The 19,529-nt window shown below is 68.9% G+C and carries 19 protein-coding genes; 10 read left to right on the forward strand and 9 right to left on the reverse strand.

Annotated elements, in window-relative coordinates; translation table 11 throughout:
* Positions 1 to 8: 8 nt before the first annotated feature.
* Genes DMC64_RS10825 through DMC64_RS10845 form a run of 5 tightly spaced genes read right to left on the reverse strand, consistent with a single transcriptional unit; the run spans position 9 to position 5,797 of the window.
* Entirely contained in the window at positions 9 to 434 is a 426-nt protein-coding gene (locus DMC64_RS10825; protein WP_005156032.1) for a roadblock/LC7 domain-containing protein, read from the reverse strand.
* Positions 431 to 3,055 carry a nitrate- and nitrite sensing domain-containing protein gene (locus tag DMC64_RS10830; RefSeq protein ID WP_125733691.1) on the reverse strand — a complete coding sequence of 875 codons (2,625 nt, stop codon included), beginning with the start codon at positions 3,053 to 3,055 and terminating at the stop codon, positions 431 to 433. The genes DMC64_RS10825 and DMC64_RS10830 overlap by 4 nt, the downstream gene beginning before the upstream one ends.
* Before the next feature lie 2 nt (positions 3,056 to 3,057).
* Positions 3,058 to 3,846 (reverse strand): ABC transporter ATP-binding protein, encoded by a 789-nt coding sequence (locus tag DMC64_RS10835; RefSeq protein ID WP_125733374.1) that lies wholly within the window; start codon positions 3,844 to 3,846, stop codon positions 3,058 to 3,060.
* Positions 3,843 to 4,796: an ABC transporter permease gene (locus DMC64_RS10840; protein WP_125733375.1), complete on the reverse strand. Its 954-nt coding sequence runs from the start codon at positions 4,794 to 4,796 to the stop codon at positions 3,843 to 3,845. Before DMC64_RS10840 ends, DMC64_RS10835 begins: the two co-directional genes overlap by 4 nt.
* Complete coding sequence (locus DMC64_RS10845) at positions 4,793 to 5,797, reverse strand: ABC transporter substrate-binding protein (RefSeq protein ID WP_037348008.1); 1,005 nt, start codon at positions 5,795 to 5,797, stop codon at positions 4,793 to 4,795. Before DMC64_RS10845 ends, DMC64_RS10840 begins: the two co-directional genes overlap by 4 nt.
* Positions 5,798 to 6,186: 389 nt before the next feature.
* On the opposite strand from DMC64_RS10845, the gene DMC64_RS10850 reads away from it, so the two are divergent.
* The 5 genes from DMC64_RS10850 to DMC64_RS10870 all read left to right on the forward strand — a co-directional run bounded on the left by DMC64_RS10850 (position 6,187) and on the right by DMC64_RS10870 (position 11,365).
* Complete coding sequence (locus DMC64_RS10850; protein ID WP_125733376.1) at positions 6,187 to 6,558, forward strand: hypothetical protein; 372 nt, start codon at positions 6,187 to 6,189, stop codon at positions 6,556 to 6,558.
* Between the two features lie 471 nt (positions 6,559 to 7,029).
* Positions 7,030 to 7,716, forward strand: coding sequence for a pyridoxamine 5'-phosphate oxidase (gene pdxH, locus DMC64_RS10855; protein ID WP_037348006.1), 687 nt, complete (start codon positions 7,030 to 7,032; stop codon positions 7,714 to 7,716).
* Between the two features lie 275 nt (positions 7,717 to 7,991).
* Positions 7,992 to 9,275: an MFS transporter gene (locus tag DMC64_RS10860; RefSeq protein ID WP_073845264.1), complete on the forward strand. Its 1,284-nt coding sequence runs from the start codon at positions 7,992 to 7,994 to the stop codon at positions 9,273 to 9,275.
* Between the two features lie 24 nt (positions 9,276 to 9,299).
* The gene (locus tag DMC64_RS10865; RefSeq protein ID WP_125733377.1) at positions 9,300 to 9,884 is read left to right on the forward strand and encodes a DUF3558 domain-containing protein; all 585 of its coding nucleotides are present in this window, start codon (positions 9,300 to 9,302) and stop codon (positions 9,882 to 9,884) included.
* A gap of 95 nt (positions 9,885 to 9,979) precedes the next feature.
* Positions 9,980 to 11,365 carry an APC family permease gene (locus DMC64_RS10870; RefSeq protein WP_125733378.1) on the forward strand — a complete coding sequence of 462 codons (1,386 nt, stop codon included), beginning with the start codon at positions 9,980 to 9,982 and terminating at the stop codon, positions 11,363 to 11,365.
* On the opposite strand, the gene DMC64_RS10875 is transcribed toward DMC64_RS10870, so the two are convergent.
* From DMC64_RS10875 to DMC64_RS10885, 3 genes are read right to left on the reverse strand one after another with little or no spacing between them, the layout of a single operon-like run.
* Positions 11,362 to 12,189, reverse strand: a complete 828-nt coding sequence (locus DMC64_RS10875) for an MBL fold metallo-hydrolase (protein WP_037347999.1) — start codon at positions 12,187 to 12,189, stop codon at positions 11,362 to 11,364. The two genes, DMC64_RS10870 and DMC64_RS10875, sit on opposite strands and share 4 nt — an antisense overlap.
* Positions 12,186 to 13,016: an MBL fold metallo-hydrolase gene (locus DMC64_RS10880; protein WP_125733379.1), complete on the reverse strand. Its 831-nt coding sequence runs from the start codon at positions 13,014 to 13,016 to the stop codon at positions 12,186 to 12,188. Before DMC64_RS10880 ends, DMC64_RS10875 begins: the two co-directional genes overlap by 4 nt.
* The gene (locus DMC64_RS10885) at positions 13,016 to 13,579 is read right to left on the reverse strand and encodes a TetR/AcrR family transcriptional regulator (protein ID WP_125733380.1); all 564 of its coding nucleotides are present in this window, start codon (positions 13,577 to 13,579) and stop codon (positions 13,016 to 13,018) included. The genes DMC64_RS10880 and DMC64_RS10885 overlap by 1 nt, the downstream gene beginning before the upstream one ends.
* 123 nt (positions 13,580 to 13,702) lie before the next feature.
* Here DMC64_RS10885 and DMC64_RS10890 point away from each other — a divergent pair, with 123 nt between their 5' ends.
* Together DMC64_RS10890 and DMC64_RS10895 are read left to right on the forward strand one after the other, a co-directional pair.
* Positions 13,703 to 14,410: a helix-turn-helix domain-containing protein gene (locus DMC64_RS10890; RefSeq protein ID WP_125733381.1), complete on the forward strand. Its 708-nt coding sequence runs from the start codon at positions 13,703 to 13,705 to the stop codon at positions 14,408 to 14,410.
* Positions 14,411 to 14,542: 132 nt separating this feature from the next.
* A complete protein-coding gene (locus DMC64_RS10895) occupies positions 14,543 to 15,328 on the forward strand; it encodes an aminoglycoside adenylyltransferase domain-containing protein (protein WP_125733382.1) in 786 nt (261 codons plus the stop codon).
* Here DMC64_RS10895 and DMC64_RS10900 read toward each other — a convergent pair.
* Entirely contained in the window at positions 15,305 to 16,813 is a 1,509-nt protein-coding gene (locus DMC64_RS10900; RefSeq protein WP_125733383.1) for a fatty acyl-CoA synthetase, read from the reverse strand. The two genes, DMC64_RS10895 and DMC64_RS10900, sit on opposite strands and share 24 nt — an antisense overlap.
* Positions 16,814 to 16,865: 52 nt before the next feature.
* Here DMC64_RS10900 and DMC64_RS10905 point away from each other — a divergent pair, with 52 nt between their 5' ends.
* Genes DMC64_RS10905 through DMC64_RS10915 form a run of 3 tightly spaced genes read left to right on the forward strand, consistent with a single transcriptional unit; the run spans position 16,866 to position 19,496 of the window.
* Positions 16,866 to 17,771, forward strand: coding sequence for an aldose 1-epimerase family protein (locus DMC64_RS10905; RefSeq protein WP_125733384.1), 906 nt, complete (start codon positions 16,866 to 16,868; stop codon positions 17,769 to 17,771).
* A gap of 1 nt (position 17,772) precedes the next feature.
* The gene (locus tag DMC64_RS10910) at positions 17,773 to 18,255 is read left to right on the forward strand and encodes a GNAT family N-acetyltransferase (RefSeq protein ID WP_125733385.1); all 483 of its coding nucleotides are present in this window, start codon (positions 17,773 to 17,775) and stop codon (positions 18,253 to 18,255) included.
* Positions 18,256 to 18,266: 11 nt separating this feature from the next.
* A complete protein-coding gene (locus tag DMC64_RS10915; RefSeq protein ID WP_125733386.1) occupies positions 18,267 to 19,496 on the forward strand; it encodes an amidohydrolase in 1,230 nt (409 codons plus the stop codon).
* Positions 19,497 to 19,529: the final 33 nt, after the last annotated feature.

The following is a 19,529-nucleotide window of genomic DNA, read 5'->3' on the forward strand; positions in this document are numbered from 1 at the left end:
TCGTCAGTTCAGCTGCCGACGCTCTTCTTGAGTTCCTCGATCAGCGCGGGGGTGAGCACCTCGGTGGCGCGGTTGGCGAACATCGCCATCTCGTAGGCGATCGTGCCGAGACTGGCCTGCTTGGTGGCGAGCACGCCGAGCGAACAGCCGATGCTGATCGTGCAGACCAGCAGGTAGCCCTGCTCCAGCTCGATGATGATCTTGTCGGGCGAACCGAGCGGGTGGCTCTCGGAGACACCGTGCGCGAGGCCGAGCATCGCCGAGCAGATCGCGGCCAGCCGGTCGGCGTTGGCCCGTTCCAGCTCGGACGACATCGCGATCAGCAGGCCGTCGGCCGAGACGGCGATCGCGCCCATCGCGCTCGCCGTGTTCTGCGCGAAGCGCGTCACCAACCAGTTGAAGTTCCGGGCTTCGACGCTGACTCCGGTCGTCATCTCTTGCTCTTCTCTCTCTGTTGCATCTCCGGGTTGACGGCTTTCTCCAACCCGTCACTGAAGGCGTCGAACGCGGCACGCTCGGCCTCGGGGTCACGCATGCCCTTGGGCTTGGTGGTGTTCAGTGCCGCCCGCGCGGTCTGGTGCCGCGCGGCCGGACCTTTCGCCAGTCCCGGCGCCAGTTGCGCGCCGGGGACCCGCCGGGTGAGACCACCGCGGGAGGCGGCGGGCACCGGTGTCGGGGTCGGCATCGGCGCCGGGGCGGCGGCCGGTGGTGCTGGTGGTGCCGTGGCCTTCGCGAGTCCGGCCTCGAACCCGTCGAAGGCCGCCTTGGCGGCTTCTGGATCATGCCTGGACTTCTGCCGCGCCGGCGCTTCGGGGGCACCGGGAAGCTGCGCGCCCTTGACCCGCCGCCGCAGCCCGCCGCGGGTCTCACCGGAGTCGGCGGCGGTGAGCGTCGGCGCGGGGGCCTGGTACACGGGCTCGGGTACCGGCGTAGGCAGGGGCGGTGGTTCCAAGATCTCTCCGTCGGTCTTGCGGAACCATCGGAAGTCCTTGGGCTGCCTGCCGTCGCGCGGGATCATCCCGGCGATCGCGAGCGTCGGCGGTTCGCTCGGAGCGGTCTTCTGCCGCGGCTCGGGCAGCGACGGCGGTGCGGGCTCGTCACCGGGTTCCGCCGTCGGCCACACCGGCGGCGCCGGGACGGATTTCGGCGCGGGCGGCCGGTAGGTCAGCAGATTCGGCGGGACGGTGAGCCGCGCGGTGATCCCCGCGCCCGGTTCGGTCTCGGTCAGCTCGACCTTGAGCCCGTGCCGTCGCGCGAGCCGTCCGACCACGAACAGCCCGAGCACACTGGTCGGCGCCAGTTCGAGCCGCTCGCGTTCGACCAGCCGCCGGTTCTCCTCGGCGAGCCGTTCGGCGGTCATGCCGATGCCCTGGTCCACGATCACGATCAGGCAGGAGCCGTCGGGCAGGATCTTCGTGCCGACGTCCACAAAGGACTCCGGCGGGGAGAACGACGTCGCGTTCTCCAGCAGCTCGGCGAAGATCAGCACCAGATCGGAGCCGAACGGCGACGACAGCAGGACGTCGCCCATCGAGCCGAGCCGCACCCGCTGGTAGTCCTCGATCTCCGCGAGCGCCGAACGCAACGCCGTCGAGAGTTCGATGGGGCCGGAAATCCTTGCCTCGTCCCGGTTTCCCGAGACGACGAGCAGATTGTCGGCGTTCCGGCGCAGACGGGTGGAGAGGTGGTCGAGCCGGTAGAGGCTCGCCAGCAGGGCGACGTCCTGCTCGTTGCGCTCCAGTTCGTCGACCAGTGCCAGCTGCCTGCCCACCAGGTTCTGCGTGCGCTTCGCGACGTTGGCGAACATGAGGCCGACGTTGCGCCGCGTGACGGCCTGCCGTTCCACCAGTTCGGCCGCGGTGGCCTGCACCCGGTTGAACGCTTCGGCCAGCTTGCCGAGTTCGTCCTGCGAGGACACGTCGATGGTGGCCAGCCGCGGCGCGAGCTCTTCGGCCTGCTCGGTGTCGGTGACGCGGACGAGTTCGGTGCTCGCGAGGTCCGCGACCGACGTCGCCGCCGTGGTCAGCTTCCGCAGCGGATCCGCGATCGACCGGCTGACCGCGATCGCGAGCCCGCCGACCAGCAGGAACAGCACGCCGGCGCCGACACCGATCGTCCACGCCAGGTTCTGCGCCGCGTCCGCTCGCGCGGTCGCCGCGTCGGTGATGCCGGTGGTGACCGCGTCCTGGGTGATCCGCCGCTGGTTCGACTGGGCGTCGACGGCGCCGAGGATGTCGGGCAGCAGGTTCTGCACGGCCTGCGGGCCCTTGGCGTCGGAGAGCCTGGCCTCCAGCGCGTCGACCCGGCGGCCCGTCTCACCCTGCTCGACCGCGACGACCTGCGTGGCCTGGGTGACGTCGGCCTGCTGCACGAACCGTTCGAGGAACAGCGACGACTGCTGCTTCGCGTCGGCCAGCACCGGCGCTCCCGATTCGGGGGTGACCAGCACGATGATCAACGCCATGCCGCGCAACGAGTTCTCCTCGTTCGCGCGCAGCAGCGCGTCGAGCGCCGTCAGCTGCTGGGTGCCCGCCGCGTCACTGGTCTGCTGCGGCACGAGCCGGAGCGCGTTGATGACCGCGTCGATCACCGCGTGATACGTCCGCGCCACGCTGTCGAGTGAGGCACCGCGCCGGAGCGCGTTCTCCCGGATCTCGTTCAGCGACCCGATGCGCACCAGCGCCGCCGCGAGTTCTTCCGGCGCGTCGGCGCTCAGCCCCGACCGCACCTGGTTCACCGTTTCCGCGACCACGCCCTGCTGCTTCAGCATCGCCGAACTGCTCGCCGACGTGGACGCGATGTAGTGCGCCGTCAGCAGGCGCTCGCGCTGCAGTTCCCAGGCGAGCGTGCCGAGCGCGCGGGCCTGCGACGCGACGTCGGCGGTGGTGCGGGCGGACCGGGCGTCGTCGATCTCCCCGGCGACGTAAGGCACCGACACCAGGACCACGGCGGTCAGCGGCAGCATCAGGAGCAGGTTGAGCTTGCCCCGGATGCCGAGTCTGCCGAGCAACCCGGACCGTGCCGTGCGTTCCGGCCGGGACTTCCCGTGCCTCATGGTCACCTTTCTCCCCGGCTCCGCCCGAGGTGTCCGCGGTGCTGTTCCCGGACGAGGTCTTCGATGGACGCGCGCAACGAGACGAACCCGGGCGTGCGTTTGACCGCGAGGTCGCGTTCGGCGGGCAGGTCGACCACGATGTCCGCGGCCACCCGGCCCGGATCCGAGGCCAGCACCACGACGCGCCCGCCGAGGAACACGGCCTCCTCGACGTCGTGGGTCACCATCAGCACGGTGGTGTGCGTGTCGGTCCAGATCCGGCGGATCAGGACCTGCATGTCCTCTTTGGTCTGGACGTCCAGCGCGCCGAAAGGTTCGTCCAGCAGCAGCACGTCGGGCTCGCACACCAGCGCCCGCGCGATCGCGACCCGTTGCTTCTGCCCGCCGGAAAGCTGTTTGGGCAACGACTTCCGCAGGTGACCGAGCCCGGTCTCGTCGAGATACCAGTCGATCCGGCGCGCCCGCTCGGCCTTGTCGAGGCTCAGCAGTTCGAGTCCGAACGCGACATTGCTCTCCACCGTGCGCCACGGGTACAGCGCGCCGTGCTGGAACACCAGCCCGCGATCCGGGCCGGGCCCGGTCACGGCGTCGCCGTCGAGGGTGATCAGGCCCTCGGTCGGTTCGGTCAGCCCGGCGATCAGCGACAGCAGGGTCGACTTGCCGGATCCGCTCGCGCCCACCACGCAGACGAAGTCGCCGCGCGCGATGTCGAGGTCGATCCCGTCGAGCGCGCGGGTGGTCTTGCCCCGGACCGTGTAGTCCTTGGCGACCGCTTTCAGTTGGAGCGTCATGCCGCCCACTTCCCGACCCTGGATCGCAGGAGCCGCAGCGCGATGTCGATGACCAGTCCGAGCAGGCCGATCACGATCAGCAGCGCGAAGATCCGGTCGGTCTGGGTGAACCGCTGCGCCCGCATGATCCGCAGGCCGAGCCCGGCGGTGGCGTTGATCAGTTCGGCGACCACCACGAAGTTCCACGCGGCCGCCGCGTTGACGCGGGTCGCGTCGATCATGCCGGGCAGCGCGTGCGGCACGATCACCTTCCGCAGCACTTCGCCGCGCCGCGCGCCGAGCGTGTAGGACACGTCGATCAGCGATCGCGGCACCCCGCGGACGGCGTCGGCGATCATCAGCGTGTTGAAGAAGACCGTGCCGAGGAACAGGACCGCGACCTTCGACGGTTCGCCGAGACCGAGCCAGATCATCAGCAGCGGGATGAACGCGCTCGCCGGCAGATAACGCAGCATCGCGATGACCGGCTCGAACAGCGCCAGCCCCGCGTCGAACGTCCCCATCACGATGCCGAGCGGGACCGACACGAGGATCGCGAGCCCGAAGCCGAGCAGCACGCGCTGGGTGGTGGCCCAGAGGTCGCTGAACAGCTCACCCGACTCGATCATCTTCACCAGCGCGTCGAACACCGCGACCGGCGTCGGCAGGAACATCGGCTTGATCGTGCCCAGCGCGTTCAGCGTCACCCAGATGAGCAACGGGATGACGAACGAGGCCGCCGCCAGCGTCCATCGCCACCGGGCGGGGATCGGCGTCCGGAGTGAGAGCAGTGGGGAGGCGTTCGGCTTGAGGCCCGCCCGGCGGGGCAGCGGCGACCAGTCCGGTCGCGCGCCGCGCCGCTCTTCCTGCGCCTCGGCGAGCCGCTGCTCGTCTTCGAGACGGCGCGCTTCGGCCTCGTCAGCGGCGTCCGTCCGCTGAGCGGCCCGGCCCGTCGCGTCGGTGGCGCTCACTTCACCGCCTTGACGTACTGGTCGTCGAACAGCCCGTCGAAGTTCGGGCGGCTCTGGGCGAGCCCGTTGGAGACGATGAAGTCGGCGATCTTGCCCGCCTGGAAGTTGAGGTGGGCCGGGGTGACGCCGGGGGTGAACGCGTCGAGGTTCTGCTGCTTGGTGAAGATCGTGGTGCCCGCGTCGTAGGACTTGTACTCGTCGATCGACACCGCGCCGCGTTTCGCCATGATCTTCACGGCCTCTTCGCGGTTCTGCTTGATCCAGTCGATCGTCTCGAACCAGGTGTTCACCAGCGCCTGGACCTCCTTCTTGCGCTCCTTCGACATCTGCTCGGAGACGACCAGGTGGTCCGGGATGGCGCCGGGGAACTCGGCCGACGTCGCGATCGCGCGGCTGCCGGGGCGCTCGAGCGCCTTCGAGGTGAAGGGGGCGAAGGCGGCGACGGCGTCGACCTGCTCGCCGACGAACGCGGCCGCGGCGGCGTCGGTCAGCAGCGGGACGATTTCGACGTCCTTCTCGGTCAGCTTCGCCTCCTGCAGCGCGAGCAGCAGCAGGTAGTGGTCGACGGTGCCCTGCTCGACGGCGATCTTCTTGCCCTTGAGGTCGGCGACGCCGGTGATGCCCTGGCGGGCGATGATCTTGTCGTTGCCGGTCGAGTTGTCGTTGACCAGCACCACCGACAGCTTCGCGCCACCGCTGACCGAGGCGAGGGTGTCGTTCAGGGTCTGGCTGTTGGCGTCGATCGCGCCCGAGGAGAGGGCGTTGATGCTCTCGGTGTAGCTGTCGAACCACTTCAGGTCGACGTTCACGCCGTTCTTCTCGAAGAGGCCCTTCTCCTGGGCGACCGCCCACGGGAACCACCCCGGCCAGGCGCTGTAACCGATCGTGACCTTGGTGCCGGAGGCGGCCGTGCTGTCGGAACAAGCCGAAAGGGCGGTCACGCCCGCCAGCGAAAGGGCGCACAACAACGCCGTCATCAGACGGCGGGAACGGGAAATCACAACGCACTCCTGGGGAAGGGGAGTAACTCGGGCGTGGAAAGTTCCGGCTGTTCGAGCGCAGGACTGATCGACCGGTGTCGAGCTCCCTCGGGGAAGCCCGGCCGGCAATGGCGGATGGTTCGGCCGCACACCCGGCCGTCCCAGCCAAACCTCTGAACGTATTGGATAGAGGTGATCACCCCGTTGCTCTCGGCGGCGATCCTATCGAGTGGCGCAAGGTCTACCTAGTGTGATCGTCGGCTCTTGCACGATTCGCTGTCACATTCTGCTAAATCCGGCCGTTCGCCCCAATGGGCGGAGTCCCGGTGGATGGACAACCCGGTCCCGGAGGTCGTACGTCCATCGGGTGGCGGGTGAATCTCCGCCCGCCCTTCGGGAGGGAGCAGAGGATGAAAATTCGTTCGGCCGCGTTGGGTGTCGCGGGGGCGGCGATCTTGTCCACTTTGATCGGCGCGGGACCGGCGAACGCGACCAGACCGTCCAGTCTGGTCATCAGCCCGAGCGCCGTTGCCGCAGGTGGGACGGTCACGGCGGATATCTACTGCCTGCGCCCGTCCGGTGCGGGCGAGCTCGCGACGGCCCTCGTCGCGGACGGTCTCGCGGCCCCGATCCCCTTGCGGGTGGTGGGCGACGGCGGCACCGGCGGCATCGGTGTCGCGTTGCGCGGCGACGGTCCGGTGGGGACGGTGCCGGGGCGCTACACGGCGGCTTACGACTGCTGGGGCTGGATCGTCCGCGCGGAGTTCACTGTCACGAACTGACAGAAGCGAAGGCCGGTTTCGGGACGCGAATTGCCGTCCCGGGGCCGGCCTTCGCTGACACATCCGGGGGAGATGTTCCGGGGGTAATTTCTGTCAATCGACAGAATTGGCTCCGGCCGACGCGGGCGCCTTCGTGAAATCCGGAAGAATTGTTCGCGGAGTGCCGAAATACCGGTGAAACAAAAGTGGAAAGAATTCCGCGCCGATCCGCGCGGACCCGGTCTGTCCAGGGCATTTCCGCCGTTTGCGGAGACGGACGTGATTTCGCGGGACCGACGTTCGACCTTGATCGATCAGGTTCGGCCAGGTAACGGGCAGGTGACGGCTTGCGGTCCGGCGGCTACACACAGATGATCCAGCAGGGGTGGCGGGTGTCACCGTTCAGTGGGTTTCGCCGCCGCGTCGGAGGCAATACCGTCGGCGGCAAAGCCGAAGTCACAGATGCCCCGACCGGGTACGGAGGTTTGGCGGATGATGCCGGAGATCAAGGAAGGCGCTGCCGGGAACGGCGACGCCGTCGTGCGCCTGCCCGGGATGCGGGTGGCCTACGAAGGCGCGGCCTTCGACGAATCCGCGCTGGCGGAGACCTGGACCGATCAGCTGCAGGACTGGCTGAACCAGGCCGTCTCCGCCGGGATCGCCGAACCGAACGCGATGGTGCTCGCCACGGCCGACCCGGAGGGCAGGCCGTCCTCCCGGACCGTCCTGTGCAAGGGCCTCGACGAGCGTGGCGTCGTGTTCTACACGAACTACACCTCCACCAAGAGCCACGACCTCACCGCGACGCGCTACGCGTCGGTCACCTTCCCGTGGTACCCCCTGCAGCGGCAGGTCCACGTGCGCGGCGAGGTGGAGAAGGTCAACGTCGCCGAGACCGCCGAGTACTGGGCGTCCCGCCCGCGGGGTTCGCAGCTCGGGGCCTGGGCCTCGCCGCAGTCTCGCGTCGTCGACGGCCGCCGCGCCCTCGAGACCGCGCTGCACGGCATCGAGCGCCGCTTCGCCGACGTCGAGAACATCCCGTTCCCGCCGCACTGGGGCGGGTGGCGCATCCGGCCCGACGTCGTCGAGTTCTGGCAGGGCCGCGAGGACCGCATGCACGACAGGCTCCGCTACGTGCGGACCGACGACGGCTGGCAGATCGAGCGCGTCGCGCCGTGATTTTTGCCGGCGCGCTGACGAAAAGCGCGCCGAAGGGGCGTCGTTCCGCTTCAACGTCACGTTGAGCGGAGAGGCGCCCCTTCATCGCGTTTTCGTGGGCCTTCGGCCCAAGAGAGGGCGCGCGGCGGTGAAGTCTCCCCGTCGCGCTGGCGCGCTCCCGGGAGACCGTTGGGTCACCGAGGCCGCGGCTGGCCGAGGGGAAGGGTGATCCCGGCGGCGCCGGGTGACCTAAATCGCGCGCGGATGGTTAGTTAGCGCGGCTAAGCTGTCTGGTTGTGAGTGACGACGTGGGGGTTGAGCAGCGCAAAGGTGTCCGCAAGCTGTTCGGCTCGATCGTCGTCGACACCCGGCCGCTCAAGATCCCCGCGTTCCGCCGCCTCTGGCTCTCCACCGCGGTCACCGCGATCGGCAGCCAGCTCACCGCCGTCGCGGTCCCCAAACAGGTCTTCGACCTCACCGGATCGTCCGCGTACGTCGGCCTGACCGGCCTGGTCGCCCTGATCCCGCTGCTCGTCTTCGGGCTCTGGGGCGGCGCCATCGCGGACGCCGTCGACCGCCGCAAGCTGCTCCTCGTCACCAACGTCGGGGTCACGCTCACCTCGGTGGTCCTCTGGCTCCAAGCGTTCCTGAACGTCGGCTCCGTCTGGCTCGTACTGGGCCTGCTCGCGGTCAACCAGGCGTTCTTCGCGGTCAACATGCCGACCCGCAGCGCCGTCGTCGCCCGGCTGGTCCCGGACAACCTGATCGCGCCAGCGACCGCGCTGAGCAGCACGATGGCCACCTTCGGCGCGGTCTTCGGCCCGCTGCTCGCCGGGTCACTGATCCCGATCCTCGGCCTCTCGACGCTCTACCTGATCGACGTCCTCGCACTGACCTTGACCCTCGTCGCGGTCTACCGGCTTCCCCCGATCCCGCCGCTCGGCGAGATCGCGCGCCGGGCCGGGATCCGCGACATCATCGACGGTTTCAAATACCTGGCCACCCAGAAGATCCTGCTGGCCTCCTTCCTCGTCGACATCATCGCGATGGTCGCGGGGATGCCGCGCGCGCTGATCCCGGAGATGGCGGAGCGCACCTTCGGCGATCCGCCCGGCGGCGGTCCGGCGCTGGGCTGGCTGTACGCCGCGCTCCCCGCGGGCGCGATGCTGATCGGCCTCTTCTCCGGCTGGCTGACCAGGATCCGCAACCAGGGCGCGGGCGTGATCGTCTCGGTCTGCGTCTGGGGCGCCGCGGTCGCCGGTTTCGGGCTCGCGAACTCGCTGTGGCTGGCGGTGTTCTTCATGGCGCTCGCCGGCGCGGCCGACATGGTCAGCGCGATCTACCGGATGTCGATCCTGCAGGTCGCCACCACCGACGAGATGCGCGGACGGCTCCAGGGTGTGTTCACCGTCGTCGTCGCGGGCGGCCCGCGGATCGCCGACCTCACCCACGGCTGGGCCGCGGCCGGTGTCGGCACGGCGGCCGCGGCCTCCGGCGGCGGGGTGCTGGTCATCGTGCTGGTCGTCGGCGCGGCGCTGCTGATCCCGTCCTTCTGGCGGTACCGGGCCCCGGTGGACTGAGCCGTTCGGTCTATCGTCGGGCCCATGCGTATTTCACGGGCGATCATCCTGTTCGCCGCTGTCATCGCGACCCTTTCCGCCTGCTCGTCCGGTGGCGAAAAGACGGACAACGCGGCCAAGCCGTCGAGCCAGGCCCCCTCGCCCTCGGCCGCGCCGAGTTCCTCGTCCGCCCCCACCGGTGGCGCCGGCGCGAAGGAGCCGTGCGCGCTGCTGCCCGCCGAGGCCGTCGGCAAGGCCGTCTCCATCCAGGGCGTGACGTCGGCGCCGGGCCCGGTGCAGGACAACGCCGCCAACGGGGGCAAGGCCAAGAGCTGCGTCTACTCGGCCGCCGGCAAGCAGATCGGCGCGCTCGCCGTGACCCGCTTCGAAGGCAACAAGATCAAGCCCGCCGAGATGGTCGCGGCGCTGAAGAAGGCGAAGCAGAACGCGAAGGACGTCGCCGGTGTCGGCGAGGGCGCCCTCTACTACACCGACGAGAACAAGACCGCGACGCTGGCGGCCGCCGAACTCGTGGACAACGTCCCGGTGCTGGTCAACTACACCGGTCCGGCCAAGATGACGCAGGACATGATGACCCCGTTGGTGAAGACCGCGGTCGACGCCAACTGAGCGATTTACCCAGAAGCGGCCTTCGTCAACCCGTGACGAAGAACTGACCAAATCGGACTGTCGGCCACAGACGTGATGCGGCACACTCTTGCCGCATGGCGGACACGACGACAACAGAACAGACCGGTCCGGCCGGTCAGCCGAGCCTCAAACGGGTCATGGGTTCCAAGCTCCTGCTGTTCTTCGTGGTGGGGGACATCATCGGGACGGGCGTCTACGCGCTCACCGGGCAGGTGGCGGGCCGGGTGGGCGGCGCGCTCTGGTTGCCGTTCCTGATCGCGTTCGTGGTCGCGTTCATGACCGCGTTCAGCTACCTGGAACTGGTCGGGAAGTACCCGCAGGCGGCGGGGGCCGCGCTCTACACGCACAAGGCGTTCAAGATCCGCTTCCTCACCTTCATGGTGGCGTTCGCGGTGATGTGCTCCGGGATCACGTCGGCCTCGTCGGCGGCGAAGGCGTTCGGGGACACGTATCTCAAGGAGTTCATCACCGCGCCGATGCCGCTGGTGGCGATCCTGTTCGTGATCGGCCTCGCGCTGATCAACTTCCGCGGGGTCTCCGAATCGGTGAAGACCAACGTGGTGCTGACCTGCATCGAGATCGGCGGGCTGCTGATCATCATCGGGGTCGGCGTGTGGGCGGTGCTGAACGGCAACGGGGACGCCTCGCGGCTGGTCGAGTTCGACACCGAGAACCAGACGATGCTGGTGGCGATCACCTCGGCGACGTCGTTGGCGTTCTTCGCGATGGTCGGTTTCGAGGACTCGGTGAACATGGCCGAGGAGTGCAAGGACCCGATCCGGATCTTCCCGAAGGCGATGCTGTGGGGCATGGTCATCGCCGCGACCATCTACATCATGGTCTCGGTGACCTCTTCGCTGCTGGTGCCCGCGGACGAGCTGGCGGCGGCCAAGAGCAGCGCGCTGCTGAAGGTGCTCGACGTCGGGGCGCCCGGCTTCCCGCGCGAGGTGTTCTCCGCGATCGGTCTCTTCGCGGTCATCAACTCGGCGCTGATCAACATGCTGATGGCCAGCCGTCTGCTCTACGGCATGGCGAACCAGCGGATCATCCCGAAGCAGCTGGGCACCGTGCACCCGTTCCGCCGCAGCCCGTGGGTGGCGATCGTGTTCACCAGCCTGATCGCGATCGCCCTGGTGTCCTTTGTGGACATCGGCGTGCTCGGCGGCACCACGGCGTTGCTGCTACTGGCGGTGTTCGCCATCGTCAACGTCGCGGTGCTGGTGCTGCGCAAGGAAAAGGTTTCACACAAGCATTTCCGGGCGCCGACGATCGTCCCGGTGCTGGCCGCGCTCTTCTGCGTCTACCTGGTGACGCCGTTGTCCGGACGGCCCGCGCGCGACTACAAGGTCGCCGCGATCCTGCTCGGCGTCGGTGTCCTGCTGTGGGGGATCAACTGGCTCGTCATGCGGGCCACGCACAGTGAAGAAGACCGGCGGCCCATCGAGCCGCCGGTCGGCTAGCCGCGACTGAGCGCCTGGTACTCCACCGGGCTGTGGGCCGAGAACACGGTGACGTCGTCGGCGTGTTCTCGGCTCAGCTCGCGCAGCCGCTCGACGTTCTCCAGCCGCGGTTTGCGCAGCGTCTGCACCATGTTCTGGAACGCGGTCATCCCCGGCGGGCAATGCGGTTTCACCGGATCCATCTGCCCGTGGAAGAAATACGCGTCGCCCGCGTGCAGCAGCCAGCCGTCGCCGGTGTCGACCGCGACACCGGTGTGGCCCTTGGTGTGTCCCGCGAGCGGCACCAGCAGGATCTCCGGCGGCAGGCCCTTCAGCTCGCGGACGGCCTGGAAGCCGAACCACTCGTCGCCGGCCTCGTCGTACATGCTCCACAGTGGACGGTGGGCGAACTGGTTGGCGCGGAAGCGGAGCTTCTCGCTCTGGTTGGACGGCGCCGTCGCCGCGTCGTGCTCCGCGGTGCGGACGTGCACGACGGCGTTCGGGAAGTCCGCGAGCCCGCCCGCGTGGTCGACGTCGAGATGGGTGCAGATGATGTGCCGGACGTCTTCGAGCTTGTGGCCGAGTGCCTCGACGTGGTGGGCCGCCGTCTCCGTCTCGACCGGCTTCGCGCCGACCATGATCGTGAACGGCGTGCCGAGCCAGGCGCCGGGGTTCGCGACGCCCTTGCGGCCGAAACCGGTGTCCACCAGCACGAGACCGTCGCCGGTCTCGATGAGCAGGCAGTGCGCCACCAGCTCCGAGCGGCGCAGCAGCCCGGGCTGGCCGTCGAGCAGCTTGCCTCCCGGTGCGCGCATCGTGCCGCAGTTCAGGTGGTGCACCTTCATAGCCTGCTCCTCTGGCTGAGCCGTTCGAATGCGGTGGCGTCGTGCGCGGCGAAGACCGTCACTTCGGCACCGTTGTTACTGACAAGTTCGCGCAGCCGGCGCTGGTTGTCCAGTCGTGCCGTCTTCTCCGTCTGCATGTACGACTCGAAGAAGCCCAAAGCGGCGGGGATGTGCGGCTTTCGCTCCAGCTCGCCGCCGTGGAAGACGGCGTCGCCCGCGTTGAGGAGCCAGCCGTCACCCGTGTCGATCGCGATCCCGGCGTGGCCGCGGGTGTGCCCGGCGAGGGGGATGAGCAGGACGTCCGGGACGCCTTCGAGTTCGCGGACCGCGTCGAAACCGAACCACGGCTCGCCGTCGGCACGGTACGAGCGCCAGATCGGCCCGTGGGCGAACTGGACCTTGCGGTAGCGGCTCGCCTCCTTGCGGTCGATCGGCTTCTCCAGCGCCTGGAGCTCGCGGGCGTGGACGTGGACCCGCGCCTGGGGGAAGTCGACGAGCCCGCCCGCGTGGTCGAGGTCGAGGTGGGTGAGCACGATGTCGCGCACGTCGGCCGGGTCGAAGCCGAGCTTGCGGATCTGGGTGGTGGCGCTGAGGTCGTCGTCGCTGTCGGGGTGCACCAGCCGGACGAAACCGGCGCCGAGCCATTCGACCGGCCGGGAGACGGTGGGCGTGCCGACGCCGGTTTCGATGAGCACCAGCCCGTTGTCGGTCTCCAGCAGAAGGCAGTGACAGATCAGCTCGGCGCGGCGGAAGAGCCCGGGCTTGCCGTCGACGAGTTTGCCGCCGATCGGCCGCATGGTTCCGCAGTTCAGGTGATGGACACGCATCAGGAGAGCTCCCGTTCGAGTGTGGCGCGGAGATGAGGGGCGATCGCGCGCAGTGGTGTGGTGTCGTGCAACGTCTTGGCCAGCAGCAAGCCGCCCTCGATGGCGGCGAGGACGACCGTCGCCAAGTGGTCCGCCTTGTCGGTGTCCAGTGCGTCGGCGATGACGGTGTGCCAGGACTTGTAGCCGTCGGCGCAGGCCTGGCGGATCGCCTCGCTGTCCCCCGACGCGTCGAGCGCGACCGTCGCGAGCGGGCAGCCGCGCTGGAAATCGGACTCCTCCAACGAGGTCGCCAGCGCGTCGACCACGTTCTCGATGCCGGAGACGATGTCGGGCGCGTTCGCGGCGATCGTGCGCAGCTGGTCGCAGAGCCGGTCGGCGGACTGGCGGATGGCCTCGGCGGCCAGCTGCTCCTTGCCGCCGGGGAAGTGGAAGTAGAGCGAGCCCTTGGGCGCGCCGACGGCGGCGACGAGCTGGTTGAGCCCAGTGGCGTGGTAACCCTGCTGGTGGAAGAGGTCGGCGGCGGAGTCGAGCATGCGCTGCCGGGTGTCGGTGCGGCGGACCATGCGGCCGACTGTAGCTCAAACTATGACGACCGGTCTAGTAAATCTCGATTTACACAAACCCTCTTGTTTACGAACGTTTGTGTAAACTGGTGGCGAACCGGTCGGCGAGCGAAGGGAGCGGACATGGTCGACTCGGCCCAGTTGCTCCCGGTCGCGCAGGCGGCCCGAGCTCTGGACATCTCGCGAGAGCGTGTCCGTGAACTCGTGCACGGCGGCAGGCTCGACGCGGTCCGGATAGGCCGTGAACTGCTGGTCGACGCCCGATCGGTCGAGCATCGGAAGAGTGTGGTGAAGCCCGCGGCCGGCCGGCCGCTCTCTGCCCGGATGGCGTGGGGTTTCCTGTGGTCGTTGAGCGGCTACCAGCCGTCGTGGATCTCGCCGTCGGAACGGGTCAGGCTCAAGCGCTACGCGCGGGAACGCGTGCCCGCCCAGTGGCCACGCCTGCTCTCCGCTCGCGCGCGTGTGCACCGTGTGCGAATGCTGCCCGGACCGCTCGCGCGGCTGCGGGAAGATCCGCACGCCGTCGTCAGCGGTCCCGTAGCCGCAGGGCGCCACGGCGTCGACCTGATGGCGGGCAGCGCCGATGAAGAGTTCTACGTGGAGGGGGCGCGGTTCGACGAACTCGCGCGGTCACGGCGGCTCCGCCTGGACAGCGCGGAACCCAACGCGGTGATTCGTGTTCCCGCCCTGTCCGGCGTTCTGCGCCCGCCGGGAACAGACGGTCTTGCGATCCCGGCGGCTGTCGCGGCGGACCTCCTCGACGCGGGGGACGAGCGTTCTGTCCTTGCGGCACAACAACTTCTCACTCGTTGGGGCGAGGTCGGCGGATGAGGCATGGGAACACTGGCAGTGCCGACGACTGTGTGGATTTTGTGGCGTTAGATGACCAGAAATCCACGCGGTCGGTCGTGATCGGACCGGTCAGGACGGTCACCGCTCACAAGGCCGGGTAGCGTCCGGCCCGTGTACACGCCCTACGCCGAACTCGACCAGGTCCTCACCGGCCTGGTCGCTTCAGCCCGCGAGATCCTCGGCGACACCTACGTCGGCGCGTACGTCCAGGGCTCCTTCGCGCTCGGCGCCGGTGACCTCCACAGCGACTGCGACTTCATCATCGCGACCACCGAACCGCCGAGCGGCCGGGTCGAAGCCGGCCTCCGCGTGCTCCATGACGAACTCCCCACCGGAGAAGGCTTCTGGTGCAAGGAAATCGAGGGCTCGTACGCGGACATCGCGTCACTGAAGACCAGCCAGGGGCTCGGCACCCCGTGGCTGTACTGCGACCACGGCCATCGCGTCCTGATCTGGGACACCCACTGCAACAGCCTCCACACGCGCTGGATCTTGCGCCACAAGGGCATCGTGCTCGACGGCCCGCCGATCGCGAGCCTGGTCGACGAGCCGCCGCCGGACGCGATGCGCGCGGCGATGCGCGAGGAGCTTCACGGCTTGGTCGACGGCGTCCGGACTTGGGCACCCTTCGACATCGCCTGGACGCAGCGCTACATCGTGTCGACTTGTTGCCGCGTGCTCTACACATTGCGCACGGCCGAGGTCGAGTCGAAACGAGGCGCGCTCGAATGGGCGCGCGAGCGGCTCGATCCGCGCTGGCGCCCGTTGCTCACGCAGGTGCTCCAAGATCGCGAACTCGGCTGGGACCCCGGCGATCCGCCCCGTCCGGGCAGCCTCGAAGCGGCCTGCGAATTCGCCGCGTACGCCGAGTCGCTAGACGCCGATCGCCGACGCTGACCCGCCGAACTGTTGCCGCAGCTCGCGTTTGAGCAGCTTCCCGGACGCGTTCTTCGGCAGTTCGCCGACGAAATGCACCGACTTCGGCACTTTGTGCGCCACCAGCGACTTCTTGGCGAACTCGATCAGTTCCGCTTCGTCGACGGGTTCCTTCACCACGACCACCGCGGCGATCGCCTCGATCCACCGTTCGTGCGGCAGGCCGACGACGGCGACCTCGGCGACGGCGGGATGCGCGTACAGCGCGTCTTCCACCTCGCGCGACGCGACGAGCACGCCGCCGGTGTTGACGACGTCCTTGATCCGGTCGACGACGAACAGATAGCCCTCTTCGTCCTGCCGCACCAGATCACCGGAATGGAACCAGCCGCCCGCGAACGCCTCCACCGACTCCTCGGGCTTACCCCAGTAACCGGTGCACAGCTGCGGAGAGCGGTAGACGACCTCGCCGAGTTCGCCCGGCGGGAGGTCGTTCATGTCGGCGTCCACCACGCGCGTCTCGACGAAAAGGATCGGGCGGCCGACGGAATCCGGTCGTGCGTCGTGCTCTTCGGGCCGCAGGACCGTCGCGAGTGGACCGATCTCCGATTGCCCGAAGCAGTTGTAGAACCCGACTTCCGGCAGCCGGGCTCGGAGCGCCTTCAGCACCGGGACGGGCATGATCGACGCGCCGTAGTACGCCTTGGTGAGGCAGCTCAGATCCGCGTCCGCGAGACCGGGATGGTTCGCGAGTCCCACCCAGACGGTCGGCGGGAAGAACAGGGAAGTGATGCCCTGGCGGGGAATCCGCGCCAGGATGTCGCCGAGATCGGGCCCCTCGACGAGATGGTTCGTCGCGCCGACGGCCAGCCCGGGCATGAGGAACACGTGCATCTGCGCCGAGTGGTACAGCGGCAACGCGTGCAGCGGCACGTCGCGGTCGCTCAGGTCGAGCGCGGCGATGCAGGACGAGTACTCGTGCACCAGTGCGCGATGGGTGAGCATCGCGCCCTTCGGCCGCGAGGTCGTCCCGGACGTGTAGAGCAGCTGGACGAGGTCGTCGTCCGAGACCCCGGATTCCTCGTGCGGCACGACGGCTTCGTCCAGCGCCCACTCCAGAACGTCCACTGTGGACACATGATCCACGTTGACGTGCTCTGCCAGTGCGGGGTCGACGAAGGCGGCGGCGGGCTCGGACTGCGTGAGCAGGTACTCGAGTTCCTCGCCGCGGGCGTTGAAGTTCACCGGCACGTGCACCAGGCCCGCCCGCGCGCAACCGAGGTACAGCAACAGATACGCGTCCGAATTCTTGCCGAAGGCCGCGACCCGGTCACCGTGGACGAGCCCGCGATCGAGCAGCTTCGCCGCGACCCGGCCCGCCGCGCGGTCGAGCTCCGCGTACGTCCACACGCGATCGGCGAAGGTGAGGGCGACCCGGCCCGGGACGCGGCGCGCGCTCCGTTCCAAAATACGGCCGACGGTGCTGGGGTAGCCGGGAACGGTCATCGCGGCGGTCTCCTTCGTCCGGGCGTGGCGTTCTCACAGTAACCTCGTCGGCATGGCCAATCCCACCGGAGAGCAGTTCGAGATCACCCGCGGCAACGCGCGAGCCGTCATCACCGAGATCGGTGCCGGGTTGCGTGCGTTCGAGGTCGGCGGGGTGCCCTACGTCGAGGCGTTCGCCGAGGATGAGAAGCCGCCGAAGGGCGCCGGGCAGGTACTGCTGCCCTGGCCGAACCGCACCAAGGGCGGCCAGTGGGACTACCAGGGCGAGAAGCAGCAGCTCCCGATCACCGAAGAGGCGCGCGGCAACGCGATCCACGGCCTGACCAGGCACGAGGAGTGGGAGCTCCTCGAACACGCGGAGTCGTCGATCACCCTGGCCATCGACGTCCCGGCGCAGGAAGGCTGGCCGGTGCCGCTGCGCGCGACGATCACCTACGAGATCTCTCCGCGCGAGCTGGTCGTCACGCACGAGATCCGCAACGAGGGCGAGAGCCCGATCGGTGTCGGACTCGGCACGCACCCGTACTTCCGCATCGGCGACGTGCCCACCGACGAGCTGACCCTGACGCTCCCCGCGAGCCGGGTCCGGCCGTATCTCGGCGACGAGCAGATGCCGTACGCCGACGAGCAGGACGTCGACGGGACCGAGTACGACTTCCGGTCCGGCAAGCTGCTCGAAGGCGTCGACCTGGACACGGCGTTCGGCGGGCTGACCGTCGCCGAGGACGGCAACCACCATCACGTCCTCTCGCACGAGGACCGGGAGCTGCTGGTCTGGGCCGGGCCGGATTTCCGCTGGGCACAGGTCTTCACCCCGGACGACCTGGTCGGCCGCGGCCGGGCGGTGGCGATCGAGCCGATGACCTGCCCCGCCGACGCGCTCAACACCGGCACCGACCTGATCGAGCTGGAGCCCGCGTCGTCGTGGACCGGGAGCTGGGGAATCCGGGTGCGCTGAGATGTCGCTTCTCCGCCTGGGGCCCGCCGACGCGGGCGAGGTGCTCACGCTGCAGCGCGCGGCGTACGTCCCGGAGGCCAGGGCGCACGAGAACCTCGACCTCCCGCCGCTGACGGAGACCTTGGAGCAGGCCGAAGCGGCTCTGGGTGATCCCGCGTGTTCCACCTGGGGCATCAGGGAATCCGGGCGGCTGGTGGCGAGCGTGCGGATCGTCGTGGACGGCGGCGCCGGTCTCGTCGGCAGGCTCATCGTCGCCCCGGACAGGCAGGGACACGGGCTCGGCAGCTCTTTGCTGCTCGCCGCCGAGGACGCGGCGCCGCCTTCGGTGACCGTGTTCCGCCTGTTCACCGGGGAACGGAGCGCGGGGCCGCTGCGGATGTACCGGAAGCTCGGCTACGTCGAGACGCACCGCACGCGCGAGAAGCACTACGAACTGATCCATTTCGAAAAGCCCCGCGTGCGGACCGGCGGCCCAGTTCGTTAGCGTGTCAAAGTATGTCTGACAAAGCACAGGTCAAGGCCATCGTCGGTGGTTACGTCGTCCCGGTCGACGGTGATCCCATCGACGGCGGCACGGTCCTCATCGAGAACGGGAAGATCGCCGCGGTCGGCACGGCCGCCGACGTCGACATCCCCGACGACGCCGAACTGATCGACGCCGCGGGCAGCTGGGTGCTGCCCGGGTTCATCGACGCGCACGCCCACCTCGGCGTGCACGAAGACGGCGAAGGCTGGTCCGGGAACGACACCAACGAGATGACCGACCCCAACGGCGCGCGGTTCCGCGCGATCGACGGGATCGACCCGTACGAGCCCGGCTTCGACGACGCGCTCGCGGGAGGCGTCACCAGCGTCGTCATCAAACCCGGCTCGGGGAACCCCATCGGCGGGCAGACGATCGGCGTCAAGACCTGGGGCCGGACCGTGCTCGACATGATCTTCGCCGAGGGTGTCAGCGTGAAGAGCGCGCTCGGCGAGAACCCGAAGCGCGTGTACGGCGAGAAGAAGCAGACGCCGTCGACCAGGCTCGGCGTCGCGTCGACCATCCGCGACGCCTTCACCGCCGCGCGCAACTACGCCGCCCAGCGCGAGCACGCCGCCGGCGAGGGCAAGCCGTTCGACGTCGACCTCACCAAGGAGACGCTGGCCAAGGTCCTCGACGGGGAGCTGTACTGGGACCAGCACGTCCACCGCGCCGACGACATGGTCACCGCGATCCGGCTGGCCGACGAGTTCGGCTACAAACTGGTGATCAACCACGGCACCGAGGGCCACCTGATCGCGGACCTGCTCGCCGAGCGGGAGGTGCCGGTGATCCTCGGGCCGCTGTTCACCACCAAGTCCAAAGTGGAGCTGCGCAACCGCACCCTGCGCGCGCCCGGCATCCTCGCCAGGGCGGGGGTGAAGATCGCGATCACCACGGACCACCCGGTCGTGCCGATCAACTTCCTGGTGTACCAGGCGGCGCTGTCGGTGAAGGACGGGCTCGACCCGGAGACCGCGCTCAAGGCGCTGACCGTCAACCCGGCCGCGATGCTGGACCTCGACGACCAGGTCGGCTCGCTGAAGCCGGGCCTCGACGCCGACGTGGTCATCTGGTCGGGTGACCCGCTGGACGTGATGAACCGGGCGATGCGCGTGTTCGTGCGCGGGCGCGAGGTCTACCACTTCGACGAGGAGACCGGGGTCGGCGTCGCCGAAGAGCGGCGTTACCGCGAGGCCTGACCTGGTCTTGCCATGGCGGCTCCACCTGTGCTC

Source organism: Amycolatopsis sp. WAC 04197 (assembly GCF_003947475.1).
Classification (GTDB): domain Bacteria; phylum Actinomycetota; class Actinomycetes; order Mycobacteriales; family Pseudonocardiaceae; genus Amycolatopsis; species Amycolatopsis japonica.